This window comes from Sphingobacterium sp. LZ7M1 (assembly GCF_024296865.1).
GTDB lineage: Bacteria > Bacteroidota > Bacteroidia > Sphingobacteriales > Sphingobacteriaceae > Sphingobacterium.
The window spans coordinates 3,241,557-3,256,128 of the sequence record NZ_CP101134.1 but is presented as its reverse complement, the minus strand read 5'-3'; the positions used below and the strand labels follow the sequence as shown (position 1 = coordinate 3,256,128).

The window sequence follows — 14,572 nt, the reverse complement described above, 5'->3', positions numbered from 1 at the left end:
CCTTAAATCGAATATTTTAAGGCTTTTGGCTAAAGAACTAAATAATTTGCTAATTTTGTACCTGTTAATTTTGTTTGTTTATGCAAAAAGATTCTACCTCGCTATTTGATTTGATGCGTGTTTCAGACCATCAAAATATTTTCATTTGTAATGATAAGGAAGTTGGTTTGAAAGCTATTGTAGCTATTCATGACACCACTTTAGGACCTGCTATCGGTGGCGTTCGTATGTTGCCTTATGCAACCGAAGCTGAAGCTATCGAAGATGCCTTGCGTTTATCTAAAGCGATCACCTACAAAGCTTCCCTTGCCGGTCTTAACCTAGGTGGAGGTAGTGCCATTATCATTGGCAACAACAGAACCGAAAAATCAGAAGTCTTGATGCGTCGTTTTGGAAGGTTTATCAACGGATTGAATGGAAACTTTATCGCTTCCATCGATGTTGGTACCACCCAAAAAGACTTAGAATACATTCACGCAGAAACTAATTATGTTGCTGGCTTGCCAACTTCATTGAATGGTTCTGGTGATACAACCGTATTTGCCGCCAAAGGTGTTTATTACGGAATCAAAGCTGCTATCAAAGAGCTTTATGGCGATGATAACCTTGCCGGAAGAAAGATCGCAGTTCAAGGGGTAGGTAGTGTAGGAGAGCATCTGGTTTCTCTATTACGTGCTGAGAATGCTAGGGTATATGTTTCCGACATGACCGAAGAGCGTAAGATGAAGATCGCAGCCAAATACAAAGCTGAACCTATTACGTACTCTACAAGTTTTGAATTGGATGCTGATGTTTATGCTCCATGTGCTTTAGGAGGAACCGTTAATCCGGATACAGTTCCACGTATGCGCTGTAAAATCATTGCTGGTTCTGCAAACAACCAATTGTTGGAAGAGGAAAAAACCGTTGAATTACTGAAGGAAAACAACATCCTATACACACCAGATTTCTTAATCAATGCAGGTGCATTGATCAGCTGTTTCTCGGAATTAGAAGGTTATGGTGCTGATCGCACTGATCACCTGATCCGTTACATTTACACAGCAACAAGACACGTTATCCAAAAATCAAAAGAAGAAAATATCTCAACTCATCAGGCCGCTAAAGAATTAGCTGAAAAGCGTATTCAGGACATGAGAAAATTAAAATAATATAGTATAATATCGTTCTTTATTAAATATTCGTTCTTTCAATAAATTATGCTAAATAGAAGACACCTTAGGGTAAAGGTCATGCAGACATTGTATGCCTACAGCTTGTCGGAAGACAAGAACATCGTCAATTTTGAGAAAAGTCTGCTCAAAAGTGTGGAGGAAGTCGATGAAATGTACATCTGGACGCTGAATCTCCTAGATGAAGTGGCTGAGTATGTCCTAGTCGATGTGGAAGGAATCGCAAATAAGTGGATCCCAAGCGATAAAGATAAGACCTTTACTTCTACAAAATTAAATAGCAATACCTTCATTGATTCCTTGCGCCAAAACCGTGAGTACCTTGAAAAGGTAAAGCGCTATAAAGTTGATTGGAATTACGATCCAGAAATTGTTCGTTCTATCTTTTCCCAACTCAAGGACTCAGAGGCCTATCTGGAATACCTAAATCTTGAAGACCGTTCCATCTCAGCTGAAAAAGATATCATTAAGTACATCTTCAAAAAGATTATCCTTAAGTCTCCAGATATCGAGCAAGCCTTAGATGAACGTTTCATCAATTGGCAAGTGGACAAAGAGGTTCTTCAAGCTATGATTGCCAAGACCTTCAAGAATTTTAGTTCCGAAGTTCCTGCAAAAAACAAATTGGCTGATCTGACACCAAGTTGGTTAGAGGACAAAGACTTTATCATCGATCTATTGAAGTTGACCATCAAATATACAGATGAATACCAAGATATGGTGGCTGCGAAAACCAAGAACTGGGAGTCAGACCGTATCGCTTTGGTAGATAATCTATTGATGCGTATGGCGATCACTGAATTGATCAATTTCCCGACAATTCCTGTAAAAGTTACCATCAACGAATACATCGAACTTTCTAAATCATTCAGTACCTTGAAAAGTAGTACCTTTATCAATGGTATCTTAGATAAAATCCTTGCTGATTTGAACGCGCAAAGACGAATCAAAAAAGAAGGTAGGGGATTGATCGCTTAAATCATATTAACATGAAAAAACTTATTTTATCATTTGTTGCAGCAACAGTTCTGTTTGCTTCTTGTAACCAAGAAGGCAAGAAAGCAGATGCTGATGCGCAAAATACTACCGAAACAGTAGCAACTAAAGGAAACGATGGAATCGGAAAGATGCAATTCGAGGAAACCGTTTATGATTTCGGAAAGATTAAAGAAGGCGAAGTGGTTAAGCATGTTTTCAAATTCGAAAACACCGGAACTAGCCCAGTAATCCTTTCCCAAGTTTCTGCGAGCTGTGGCTGTACCACACCTACCTTTACCACGACTCCGGTATTGCCAGGGAAAGTTGGTGAAATCGCTGTGGAATTCAATAGCAGTGGTCAGGTAGGACAACAACAAAAAATTATCACCATTGCTTCCAACGCTGAGGCAAACATCAGCACCGTTCAACTGAAAGGTGAAGTAGAAGCAATCTAATAAGTAACTATAAACTATAATATACAAATGATTTCAACAATTTTATTACAAGTAGGAGGAAGTGGCTTTACACAGTTAATTCCTATGGTATTAATCATTGTGGTTTTCTATTTCTTTATGATTAGACCACAAATGAAAAAGCAAAAAGAACACAAAAAATATATCGAAGAAATTGGTGTAAACTCTAGAGTAGTGACTACTGCTGGAATCCATGGCCGTATCGTTGAAGTAAGTGACAAAACTTTCTTGGTAGACGTAGGTAATGGCGTGAAAATCCGCTTTGACAAAACTGCTATCTCGCTAGAGGCTTCTAAGGCTTTGAATACTGAAGCTAAATAGTAATTAGTAGAAAGTATTTAGTATTTAGACTTTACTACATAGTTTAATCGGTTAATTTAGGTCTTGATTTATTTCAATCGGTGTCTAAATACTAATTACTAAATACTTTAAAAAAATCTCGCTGCATTTCAAAAGATGCAGCGAGATTTTTTTTGGTTTCATTCAAGACATTTTCAGGAATGCTTCGGGATTTCTTTTAGATTTTTCTAGCGCATTTTGCGAGTTTTAGCAATGTGTCTCCAATGAGGTCAAACTGAAAAAATAATTCCTAAAAAGGAATGATTAAAAAAAACCTGATTGCTTTTTCTGTAAACAGAATCAGCAACCAGGTTTTCACTAACGTATTAAATTCTAATGTGGAATTTCTAGTGAGGGAATTCGAGGATACGGACTTCCGAAATCTGGAAGTTGCTTCCTCCATTCAATTCAGTCATGGAGAATTTGTAATAGTTATAGGCCGTGGTATTGGTGAATCTAAAGGTTCTAGACTGCCTTCTTTCCGTGAAGTATTCTGGACCTCTTTCATCAACCACTACCCAAGTCTTACCATCAATGGAGCCTTCCACTTTCCAACGTCTTGGGTCACGGTCTGGCGAGTCATTACCTGAGGTCATGCTATAGCCATTCACGACTTGCGGCGAGTCAAATAGGAACTGCCAGCTCATATTTGGTCCCACACCACCCACAAATATTTTGGTAGTGATATCACCGTCGATCATTTTCTTGGATCCTTCTCCACCATCCGGGCCACCATTGTTCTCATGGGATACCGAGAACATGTTCTCAAAGGTAGTCACATCTTTGATCAGTCCCAATTCGGACACAAAAAGATTCATGAGTGCAACCGATCCTTTAGCCGTCGTCAGCTTAAGCTGGATTTCCTTGAAGGTTCCCGGGTCAAAGGTCAGGTCAATAGTTTTGTCGGTACTCAGGATCGCTCCAGAGGATTTATATCCATCACGCCATTCCGTTTTGCTCACCGCCATACTGGTAGTGAAGGAAAGGTTCAGTTTGCCTGCTCCAAGGGTCTTGGTATTTACCTTGATCAGGTTGGCTGCAGAGATCCGGATCGTCTCCTCGCGTTGTGCCCAATATCCTTCTCCATTTAGGGCTACCATTTTCACGACATATGTCCCCGTATTCAAAAAGGTATGTGATGGTGCAGCCACAGAGGATGTACTGTCATCCCCGAAGGACCAACGTGTTTCCATGAAATTGGTACCCTTGTTGTCGAATTTATAGGTAAAGGGGTCATTGGCATTTGCCAAAGCATAGGTAAAAGCAGCAGTTGGCTTCGGCTCTTTCTCTATGATTTCAGGAACCCCCTGTTCATCCTTTGTACATGCGCTGCTGATCGAAGCCAAGATCAAGCAGAAAAATGCATATTTCATTATTTTCATCGTTCTGATCATTGTAATTGTTAAGGAATTCTAACCATTCTCCATTCCGCCATTTGGAATAAACTACTGCTTCTAGTTCTTTCAATATGTAGCTTGAACTGTTTGTATGCTTTAGGGAATTCAATGTTAAAGCGTTTGGTTTCTGTACGGTTATTGAAAACTTCCGTTCTGCGTGTATCCAAAGCTTCCCAAGTAGTTCCATCATTGGATCCATAAAGTACCCATTCTGCTGGATCTCTTTCTTGAGCATCATTTCCTGAAGTGAAGGTATAAGCCCCAATCTTCTGCGGCTCATTATAAACAAGCTTTAATTCGAGGTCTACGAAATCAAACAATAGGAATTTGCTGTTGTAATTGTTGTCAATCAATTTGACAGCATTTTCATTTTGATTATCATTATTTCTGCTGTAAGAATATTCAGCATCATTGGTCACATCTACTTCCACCACATTTTCTGAATCGATCAGAATGATACTATAGTTTTTCTGAGGATTAAGCACATGTAGGGTAGGAGCGCTCAGTTCTACAAGAACCGCTAATTTTTTGTCCAGATTAGCATTGACCACCGACCAAGGAACGTTGATTTCAAGACCTGCAGATTTCGCATTGCTCGCTACCTGTACTTTAGAAGGTATGGTATATTGCTCAGGTGTAAGACCAACCGTATTTGCTGGTAGCTTACCGTCCTTGATCAATTGAGCAATGGTATCAGTCGAGGTTACCACATCCACGGTAAAGGCAGATCCAGGGAAACTGGCCAAGCTAATACCCAATGGCATGGTCAATCCCGAGGAGGAGCTGACATAATTTACTTGGTTTTTAGCTTCTAAGATCGCTCCTGCGCCATTTGTTAGGGAAATGAAATGTATGTCTGATTCCGTGATCAGATCATTGACTTTCAGTATAAGAACACCTGTTGCATTGTTTTTATCAATATTGTTTCCTTTCCCGGCATTGGTAATGCTGTATCCAATGACAATGTTCTTTCCGAAATATTTTTCCACCTCGGTACGGGTGACGGTCACATTGAACACGGCAGAATCAGCTCCGAAATTTACCTTGGTACTGTTTGGTAAAAAGATTGATTCTGGTTTTACAGCAATGTAATTGCTGCCCAGGTTCTTGCTTTTGATATGGTCAGCCGCTGCTTTTTGATTCACCGCTAGGTTGACATCAAAAGCCTTTGAAGCAGGACTGCTCAATTTGATACTTACCGGAACGGTGATCTGTTCATTGGTTTTGGTAATCCCTCCGGCAATGTCCCCAGAACCTACCGTCGTAGCGGAGCCCGGTTTGATGGAGAAATCCTCCAGAGCCGTATCCTTACATCCAAAAAGGACTGAAAAACAAAGGATGGGCAAGTATATATTTTTGAATAATTTCAATATGGTTTTCATAATCTATAGGTTTATTTATCAATCCAAACACGACCATCAAGACCCCAGCTCAATTGTCTTGGTACTTTCAACCAACTGATAATTTGCGTAGAGATATCGATATTTCTAGGTACCATTGAACTCAATGTCGACGAAGTCGGTGCACAAATGAAATCGTTCAATGTGGTAATCGGGTAAGTTCCGTTTGTTTTTAGGTTTGCACCTAAAGGACCTTCATCCACGATGGTTGTAGCATCCTTCGAGTTCATTGGCCAATAGGCAGCCAAGAAATTGATATTCGGATGGTTTGATACAATACCTACATCACAACTGTATTGTCTGATCGTTTCCGGAGAAAGAGCTTCTTTCCAGAATTTTACATCGGCTATATAGGCATCAGAACGCCAGCCTTCACGTGTTTCTAGGAAACCGATACGGAATTTGGCATCCGATGTAATGGAACCCCAACCTGTAATGTCAGCTTCCTTGGTTTGCTCGCCATTGGTGAACAACCTTACGGTTCTCTTGCCATCTACCATCTGTCCGGTGATAGCGATCGAGTTCCAGGTACCACGGTTCATGTTTCGGTCAGCTTTTACCTCACCCGTTCCTTTATCACCACGGGCATTGAAAATCCAGGACTCGCCATCTAGGTGGATTACCCATCCGATGCCTGTTGGATCTTCACCCCAGCCTCCTTGCCAATGTTGTCTCTTGCCAATAATGGAAGGATACCAGAATGCATAGTTATTGTCACGGCCTTTGTTCTTTTTGATTTTTAGCTCGATTGTGAAATCGTCGTTGTCCAGATTGAAAACACTGTTGTCACCAACATCCAATTGGGCATAGTTTTCAGCATTGAAACGCATAAAATCACCGATGAATTTATTCCCAATAAATGGTTTACCGATAAATTTGGTTGCATATTTTGGTGAATAGATTATGGTAAATGTGTTCAATGCCGCATTACTAAAGATGGTATTGTCATTTTGCGCTGGTGGGATTTCATAATCGCCACCTTGGCTTGAAGTAATGATCACCATCCAATTTTCCTTGGCATAATTAGGTCTTGCTTCCAAGGCTTTGATGATCTGACCTACCTGTCCATCAAACTTCTCGATTGCAGCCTTGTATGCAGGTTTAGAAACATCATAGCCAGCTGTTTTACCAACGGCATCGATGGCTGTGAAATGACCTGTAATGAAAGATAGCTTCTCGTCCTTTAAGTCATTGATTACTTTCGTGGTTACATCATCATCATTTTGGGCAGCCTGCGCTTTGGTATTGGCCCCAAAATATTTGAGGAAGGTAGCATTCGGGCTGATGGTGCTCATCTTAATGGAATCACCGGACGATTCTTTGATCCTGGCAGCCAATAGTGGATATGCATCAAATTTATTGGCTTCCAGATCATTTTCCCTTACCCCATGTTTGCTGTAGTTTACACCAGTGAACAAATTTGCCCAGTTGGAATATATACCTGCTGCGTTTTCTTCACTCAGGGAAACCCAAGAGTAAATGGAGTGGGGCAGAAGGGCATTGATCGTTGTGACATTGGAGGTGCGTACGGATTCGCCGCGGGCACCATCTGCTATCAACAACAATACCTTTGGCGTACCGTAGATTACATCTACGGTATCCGTATTGTTTTCTGGAATAACCTTAGAGAATTCCTCCTGACAGGAAGTGATATTAAGGCCCAGAATTATCAGCATGAAGGCTGAAATGGAGTTTAAAATACGTTTCTTCATAATTAGGAGTTTATTCAATGGTTATTCTAGTTATACCTCTAGTGTCTATGTTGTCGAATTTGTAGAAATCACCCAACAACAAGAGCGCTCGCTTACCATCATCAGAACGCGTTTCATACATTCTCGAGATCAAACCGCCAACCATACCGGTATTGTTCATGCCACTTACTAGATCGCCTTTCGCATCGATAATCATGAAGTTGGTCCTTGAAATACCATTGTAAGTAAGGAAGTTACCTGAAACGGCAATCAATCCATCTTCTAGCTGTAAGGCAAATTTGCTGGTACCACCTTCATTAAATGCTTTTACTTTAAAGTTGGTATCAATCGATCCATTCGCATTTAGCATCACTAATTTTGGCGTACTTACGCCGTTGAAGGTGTTGAATTCCCCACTCACCATATATTTTCCGGTTTTTTCATTGTAGGTCACACTTTCCACTTTATAATTGGCGCCTTTTCCGACATTGAAGGTTTTGTCCACAGTTCCATCCGCATTCAGGCGAACGATATAACCATGAGGTTCAGAGTCGAAACTGGTAAAAGAACCAAAAACAACCATTTTGCCTTTTAAGCTTCCGGTTTTGTGGTAGAAGCCCTTGGTCTGTCCATTAGCACCTGCAAATGCTTTGTTTCCAGAGAAACGGAAAGTCTTGTCAAGCGTACCGTCCAGGTTCAATAAAGCAACAGAACGGATCTCGGTACTATCTAGGATTACAGAGTCTCTGGTCTCTAGATAGTTTGGTTTACCGTAAGTTCTATGGATATGATATCTAAAGTCACCAACTGCCAATATTTTGCCATTATGTTCATTGATATTGTTCACCATAGCATTGAAACCACCATTGAATTTAGCGTAGTATTTGATGGTATCAGGTAGGTGAGGTGGACGATAAGGTTTTACAGCCATGGTATCGATCTGTCCTACTAAGTTGATACGGGTCAAATTGGAGATATTGTCGGTCCGCTGATCATAACCAGAGAAATTTCCGGCGATGTAATAAGCATTTTGGATCTGTATGATACTGCTCAAGAATCCTTGTACTCCATTTCCAGGACGGAAACTCGCATCAAACTGTCCATTTTTAAAGGTTCTGACAATTCTATTGATCGGTTTGATATTTCCTTTGTTTTCATAGTTGTTAAAGGAACCGATCAGGATATTTTTCTCTTCTACGGTTTGTAAGTAATCGTATACACCACCGCCAGAGGCACCATATGTTGCTTGCCAAGAAGGGTCTATCTTAACCTTTCCTTGAACCGAGAAATTGGGACCATAAAATATGATATCATCAATAAGGATACTGGTAATACCTGTGCTGGCGAATTCCGGCACCTTAACGGTAATTTCAGAATCGGTGATGGATACAATCTCTGCCTTCTGACCGTTGAAGTTAAATACGGCTTTATCTTTATGGGCAGCCAGACCCGACACTTTGATTTTCACTTGGGTTCCAGGTCCACCTGTTTCAGGGGATGGTTTTTGCGTACGTTCCATCACGATGCCCAAAGCTTGTTTACCTTCCTGATAAGGTTCAGCATGGTAATCCACTTCTTTGGAGCATGAGAACAATCCGAAGACCGCAAATATGAATATATAATATTTAGCTAACTTGTTCATAATTTTATCGTTTACTTTGAGCAACATCTTCTATCATTTCTTGCGATCCAGGATACAATCCAAAAAAGCTTTTATTATAATCCAAGACGTGGATTATGCCATTGTTGGGCTGTATGTCTGAGGTCGCCACGGGATACGTCACATAAACATCAGGGTTTGAAGGATCTGGGAAATACGAGAGGTGCAGTTGTCTGTAGCCTTTATATTTCAATCTGGATACTTCCGTAGTTCCACTCATCTGAATAATATCATTGAATACCACTCCAATATTGGATACATTACCCGATTGCGAAATATAGTTTTGACCTGGATATGTACCCATCAGCGAATAATCGATCTGTGGGTAGTCCGCCAGTTTGTTCTTTCCGTTGAACATATAGCGCAGCAAGTTTTTTCTCCAGATAGCAGAATCAATATCACTCAACTTTTGGATGGTATCCAGACCCATATTAAATAGGTAGGTATTGAGTGAACCACCGGTTCTAATAGTTCCGATCAATTGCTTGATATCCGGATCTGAGGGAGCAAAAAAGGTAAACTCTTTGGTCTTGAATTCATTTTCCAGTCCGGCAAGTTTGATTACTTGGACTAGGGAATCAAATAATACCGGTTTAGATTCCAGGTATTCCAATATGGTTCCATTAAATTCAGCCTTTGCCAATCCACCATCCTCGTAATAATCGTCTTTACTACAGGCGCTTATAAACAGGATTCCGAAAAGGAAAAGAGCGATGTGTAGGGGTTTAAATATCTTTTTCATCTTATCGTCCAATTGTAGTCCAGTATTCATTTAATTTCATGTACGGGTTGTTGTTCAGGGCCGATGGGTCGATAGGCCAAGTCCAACCACCGCGGTTGTATTGATCCAGTGTAAGCGGGGACATGGTCCACTCAGAGCTTAAGATCCTTCGGGTACGGATAAGGTCAAAATAACGAATGCCTTCACCGATCAATTCCCTTTCTCTTTCTAGGAATATGAAGTTCTTCAGGTCAGCACCACCGCCACCGCCGTAGCGGGCAGCTTGAGCACGATCGCGAACCATGTTCACTGCTGCTATTGCATCTGCATCTTTGCCTAATTCAGCAGAAGCCTCTGCATAAAGTAAGATCGCATCTGCATAACGGAAAATACTAAAGGTATTGTCTGGGTTTTTATCTTCGTTTCCAGAAGCATACACGTTGGTTCCGAATTTCCTTAACACAAATCTTCCATTGTCTGAAGTAATATCCTCAAACCACATTTCTCTTCTCTTATCGGCATCGCCTTCCGGGAAGATCTGGTTCATGTAAGAGGAAATAAAATAACAGTGACTCAACTGGTTGTCAAAGCGAGGGAATTTATATGGCCAACGCAAGAAGTGGTCCCAGAAAGGTGCTAATGCTTCCACATTGTCGCCGTAGTTGATACTCTTGTAGAACTCAAAAAGAGATTCTTCACTTCTTCCTTTAGTAACCACTGCCCAGTTCTGATCGGTGAATGGAGCAACCAATTTATGTTGTTTGCTGTCGATCAATTGCTTTCCTAAAGCAGCAGCCTCTGTTAGGTATTTTTGTTTGTTGCCTGGATCAAAGCTAGAATTCCACATGTTCATGTGCATCAATAATGCGATAATGGCACCTTTTGCTGGTCTGGCTCCCCTAAGTCCTGGATCATTCAATGACCAAGGCATTAGATCTTTATGCGGTGTTAAGTCAGCGATACACTTATTCAATACAGATACCATATTTTCACGAGGAAGTGGTTCCGTATGGTAAGCATCGGTATAATATGGAACATCACCATATAACCTGACCATCCAGAAGTAGGTGAATGAGCGGATGAACTTTGCTTCAGCAATGTATCTGCTCTGGTCTGATCCGGTAACTCCAGGGATACCTTCTTCTAATTTTTCAATTAAAATATTGGCACTTTGGATCACTTGATAATACTTTTTCCAATCGGTGATCACATATAATTTATACCAATCGAACTGTGTGGAATACATAGCTGTTGGTAACTGATTTTTGCCTAATGCCTCTACGACCTTTCGTTGACTGAAGTTATTGGCACCGTCGGAAACAAATATTTCTCCAGACCTTGCTTCTCCAATGGCACCCATTACCCATGTTTCATTGATCTTTTCAAAGAACTTTGCGTACATAAAGGCCATATTAGCTTCCACATCCTGTTGAGATAGGTAATAATTGTTACCTGTCAATCGGTCTATGGGTTCTACGGTTAGATATTTATTACAGCTGGAATTACTGAACCCTAAGGCAATCCCAAGTCCAATTACAGCTAATTTATTTTTTATCAATTTTTTCATAGTCATTAGAATGAAAGGTTGAAGCCTAGGGTGTAAGTTCTTGGTACTGGATATCCGTTTGATGCATCGCGGCCTAAGCTCGTTACGTTTTCAGGGTTTGGCCCAGAATACGAAGAGAAGGTGTACACATTGTCCATAGAAGCATAGATACGGAAACGGTCTAGTTTAAATCTCCTCAACAGATCACGATCGAATACATAAGCGAAGATGATGTTGTTGATCTTGAAATAGCTACCGTTTTCTTCCCATAGAGTTTGATCATAACGGAAAGGTTGAACGCTGGCATTTCTAGAGAAGTCGTATGGGTAAGGATACTTGGCAATATCACCGTCCTTCAACCAGATATCTAGGTTTTCAATAGGGACGATGGAATTGGCTCCATTACTTTGACCACCTACCAAATTACCTCCGTAAGGATTATTGTATAGGCTTAGGCGTTGTGCTAAAGCATAGTTCAAAATGGTTCTCTTTGCTGTGTATGAAGCATAGACAGATAACTGGAAGTTTTTGTAATTCAAGGTGTTTTGCATACCACCAGTCCATAATGGTTGTGTATTGCCAGCACGTGCATAGTCACGGTTGTCTAAGATATAATCTCCGTTCCTATCTACATACATTGGGTCTCCAGCTTGGAAGAATGTTCCATCAGCAGTACGATAGCGAAGGCCAGTAGCAGGATCAACTGGTACATCAGCATCTGTCGCATATACACCGATATTTTCTAACAAGTAATTTGATAGGGCTGAGGTACCTACGCGGTTTACCATGTGCAATTTATCAGATTGAGTATCCCATTTGATGGCTTGTCCTCTAAAGGTTGAAGGCAACTGCAACAAGATGTCTTGGTTGTAAGCACCATTGAAGGACAGGGTCCAGTTGAAAGGACTGTTTACAGAAAGAGGACGGAAGTTTAAGGCAATCTCATGTCCATAGTTTGCTAGTCCAGCATCATTGGAATTAAGCTTGTCAAATCCAGAAGTATTGTTCAAGAAAGACTCAAACAAAAGGTTGTCCACTTTCTTGTAATAAGTATCGTAAATAATCTCAATTTTGTTGTTCAGGAAGGTAAGGTCTACCCCTAAGTTATACTGCATGGAGGTAACTGGTAACAAGTTTGGATTTGGAATAAATTCGTAGTTGATACCGATACCATTGATCTGATTGTAAAGACCTGAAATATCATATTTACCATAGATACGTTCCAATGTACTGGTTGGCATTACGTTTACACCCCATGTAAAGCGAAGGGATGCAAGATTGATCCATGGAAGGGATTTGATCCATTCTTCATGGTGCGCATTCCAACGAACTCCGACTGCTGGGTTCTTGGTATATAGGTTCTTGAAACCATTGGCAGAGGAACCATCCAAACGATAGGATAGGTCTAGGATATATTTGCTTTTGTAACTATAGGTAGTCGCAAGGGCAAATGATAGCGCTTTCTCATTTCTGAAGTTGGACAGTACACCACCACCTCTAGAGAAATAACCATCGAAACCTAAAGGACCTTCGAATTGATCATTAGGAGTTCTAGCCTGTTTAGTGATGGTATTTTGACGTTGGTTATGTCTTACCTCATTGAACAAGTTGATAAAGATGTTGTGGTCCTCATTGATATCCTTGGTATAGTTCAGGATATTTCTGTTGTATAGGTTTGATTCGCGACCTGCGAATGAATACACTTCTGAGAACTGGCCTGCAGCTGCAGCTGGAGTGAATTTGTCTTCATTGTTAGAGGCGAATTCATAACTCATGGCCGATTGTAATCTCAGTCCAGGAAGGATCTCAAATTTACCTTCCACATATGGACGGATCAATTTGGAACTGTTATCATTTTTGGTTCTAATGGCCGCGATATAATCATTGTCTGCCGAGAAGAATCCTGGAGGAGGCAATAGGGTAGAGTTCATACCACCTGTTGACACCCCCGTTTGAAGGATACCTGTACCATCACCTTTATTCTGTTTACCTAACTGAGCAAATACCTGTCCTGTAAACTCAAAGCGTTTTGTAGGACGGTAATCCATTCTCAAGTTAGCTGAATAGCGGTTGAAGCCTGTATTCTTGATTACCCCGGTTTCACCATAATAACCCAAGTTGGATTTATAGGAAAGGATTTCATTACCACCATCCAAACTCAAGTTGTGGTTTTGGTTGAATGTATTCTGGTAATAAAGGGATTGCCAGTTAGTCGAGTTATTGAAGAATGCATTCAAACTATCTGCAAGCATTGGGGTTTGCATGATCCTGTCAATTTCGGCTTGTGTTCTCGCGTTATTGATAATTTGCCAGATTTTGATTTGGCGTTCTAGATTACCTCCTAAGGTCTCTCTCAATTTTGGTGGAGTCTTCAAGAAGGTACTGTGTGTATAGTTGATTCTAGGCACGGGAGAATTACCACGTTTTGTGGTGATAATGATTACCCCGTAGGCACCTTGAGAACCATAAAGTGACGTTGCTTGGGCATCTTTCAAGATTTCGATGCTTTGTACATCCTCAGGTGGGATCAAGGACAGCGGCGAGATACCCGGCCCTTGTTGTTGTAGACCGAATTCTGAAGCTCTATCGGCATCCATCGGAACCCCATCGATTACATATAGGGGAGATGTAGGCATCAAGATGGACTCGCTACCAGAACCTGTTGTGGAAAGAGTCGATAGACCACGGATTTGGGTAGAGCCCCTAAATCCTGGAGCACCTGTATTTACCTGTACGTTCAGTCCCGGAACCTTACCTTGCATCAATTGCTCAAGGTTGGCAGTAGGGACGTCACGGATGTCCTTTTCTCCAAGGGTGAAAGAAGATCCTGTGGTATTTTCCTTTTTTCGGGCCACATATCCACGGACCACGACTTCTTCTACCTGGTCCTGTGTAGAGCTCATCTGAACGGTTAGAGTCGTTTGGTTGGCTCTTACTGTTACTCTTCTTTGATTAAAACCTACAGCTTTAAAAATTAAAGCCGTGTTCGGGGCTACACTCACGCCAAAGTTACCGTTGTCGTCTGTTGCCGTAATAGCCCTATTGGTCGCCGCATTCACTACTGTTACGCCGGCAATACCGTTATTAGACTCATCAACCACTCGACCACGCAGGTTTTGGTTTTGAGCATAAGCAAATTGTAGGCTAAAAATGCTTAAGATTAATATGATTAGTTTCTGTAATTTCATAAGGCTA

The 14,572-nt window shown here is 41.0% G+C and carries 11 protein-coding genes; 4 read left to right on the top strand and 7 right to left on the bottom strand.

Annotated features, from left to right (window positions below):
* Positions 1-80 precede the first annotated feature (80 nt).
* The 4 genes from NMK93_RS14075 to yajC are packed head-to-tail and all read left to right on the top strand — an operon-like array spanning position 81 to position 2,944.
* Positions 81-1,151 (top strand): Glu/Leu/Phe/Val dehydrogenase, encoded by a 1,071-nt coding sequence (locus NMK93_RS14075; RefSeq protein ID WP_185214205.1) that lies wholly within the window; start codon positions 81-83, stop codon positions 1,149-1,151.
* Positions 1,152-1,199: 48 nt separating this feature from the next.
* On the top strand, positions 1,200-2,150 hold the full coding sequence (gene nusB, locus NMK93_RS14070; RefSeq protein WP_185214206.1) for a transcription antitermination factor NusB: 951 nt from the start codon (positions 1,200-1,202) through the stop codon (positions 2,148-2,150).
* Positions 2,151-2,161: 11 nt separating this feature from the next.
* The gene (locus NMK93_RS14065; protein ID WP_254527983.1) at positions 2,162-2,605 is read left to right on the top strand and encodes a DUF1573 domain-containing protein; all 444 of its coding nucleotides are present in this window, start codon (positions 2,162-2,164) and stop codon (positions 2,603-2,605) included.
* A 27-nt stretch (positions 2,606-2,632) separates the two neighbouring features.
* A complete protein-coding gene (yajC, locus tag NMK93_RS14060; RefSeq protein ID WP_185214208.1) occupies positions 2,633-2,944 on the top strand; it encodes a preprotein translocase subunit YajC in 312 nt (103 codons plus the stop codon).
* Positions 2,945-3,309: 365 nt separating this feature from the next.
* Here yajC and NMK93_RS14055 read toward each other — a convergent pair whose 3' ends face one another.
* The 7 genes from NMK93_RS14055 to NMK93_RS14025 are packed head-to-tail and all read right to left on the bottom strand — an operon-like array spanning position 3,310 to position 14,565.
* The gene (locus NMK93_RS14055; RefSeq protein ID WP_185214209.1) at positions 3,310-4,335 is read right to left on the bottom strand and encodes a PKD domain-containing protein; all 1,026 of its coding nucleotides are present in this window, start codon (positions 4,333-4,335) and stop codon (positions 3,310-3,312) included.
* Positions 4,336-4,364: 29 nt separating this feature from the next.
* Positions 4,365-5,741 (bottom strand): DUF1735 domain-containing protein, encoded by a 1,377-nt coding sequence (locus tag NMK93_RS14050; protein ID WP_254527982.1) that lies wholly within the window; start codon positions 5,739-5,741, stop codon positions 4,365-4,367.
* Positions 5,742-5,752: 11 nt separating this feature from the next.
* Complete coding sequence (locus NMK93_RS14045) at positions 5,753-7,471, bottom strand: LamG-like jellyroll fold domain-containing protein (protein WP_254527981.1); 1,719 nt, start codon at positions 7,469-7,471, stop codon at positions 5,753-5,755.
* A gap of 10 nt (positions 7,472-7,481) precedes the next feature.
* Positions 7,482-9,092 (bottom strand): DUF5008 domain-containing protein, encoded by a 1,611-nt coding sequence (locus tag NMK93_RS14040; RefSeq protein ID WP_185217550.1) that lies wholly within the window; start codon positions 9,090-9,092, stop codon positions 7,482-7,484.
* Positions 9,093-9,096: 4 nt separating this feature from the next.
* Positions 9,097-9,852, bottom strand: coding sequence for a fasciclin domain-containing protein (locus NMK93_RS14035; protein ID WP_214648463.1), 756 nt, complete (start codon positions 9,850-9,852; stop codon positions 9,097-9,099).
* A 1-nt stretch (position 9,853) separates the two neighbouring features.
* The gene (locus NMK93_RS14030) at positions 9,854-11,398 is read right to left on the bottom strand and encodes a RagB/SusD family nutrient uptake outer membrane protein (RefSeq protein WP_254527979.1); all 1,545 of its coding nucleotides are present in this window, start codon (positions 11,396-11,398) and stop codon (positions 9,854-9,856) included.
* Between the two features lie 5 nt (positions 11,399-11,403).
* Positions 11,404-14,565 (bottom strand): SusC/RagA family TonB-linked outer membrane protein, encoded by a 3,162-nt coding sequence (locus NMK93_RS14025; protein WP_254527977.1) that lies wholly within the window; start codon positions 14,563-14,565, stop codon positions 11,404-11,406.
* Positions 14,566-14,572 lie beyond the last annotated feature (7 nt).

Coding starts and splice junctions, on each gene's coding strand:
- yajC (WP_185214208.1), top strand. CDS start 2,633: ATGATTTCAACAATTTTATTACAAGTAGGAGGAAGTGGCTTTACACAG.
- NMK93_RS14040 (WP_185217550.1), bottom strand. CDS start 9,092: ATGAACAAGTTAGCTAAATATTATATATTCATATTTGCGGTCTTCGGA.
- NMK93_RS14035 (WP_214648463.1), bottom strand. CDS start 9,852: ATGAAAAAGATATTTAAACCCCTACACATCGCTCTTTTCCTTTTCGGA.
- NMK93_RS14075 (WP_185214205.1), top strand. CDS start 81: ATGCAAAAAGATTCTACCTCGCTATTTGATTTGATGCGTGTTTCAGAC.
- NMK93_RS14050 (WP_254527982.1), bottom strand. CDS start 5,741: ATGAAAACCATATTGAAATTATTCAAAAATATATACTTGCCCATCCTT.
- NMK93_RS14045 (WP_254527981.1), bottom strand. CDS start 7,471: ATGAAGAAACGTATTTTAAACTCCATTTCAGCCTTCATGCTGATAATT.
- NMK93_RS14055 (WP_185214209.1), bottom strand. CDS start 4,335: ATGAAATATGCATTTTTCTGCTTGATCTTGGCTTCGATCAGCAGCGCA.
- NMK93_RS14030 (WP_254527979.1), bottom strand. CDS start 11,398: ATGAAAAAATTGATAAAAAATAAATTAGCTGTAATTGGACTTGGGATT.
- NMK93_RS14025 (WP_254527977.1), bottom strand. CDS start 14,565: ATGAAATTACAGAAACTAATCATATTAATCTTAAGCATTTTTAGCCTA.
- nusB (WP_185214206.1), top strand. CDS start 1,200: ATGCTAAATAGAAGACACCTTAGGGTAAAGGTCATGCAGACATTGTAT.
- NMK93_RS14065 (WP_254527983.1), top strand. CDS start 2,162: ATGAAAAAACTTATTTTATCATTTGTTGCAGCAACAGTTCTGTTTGCT.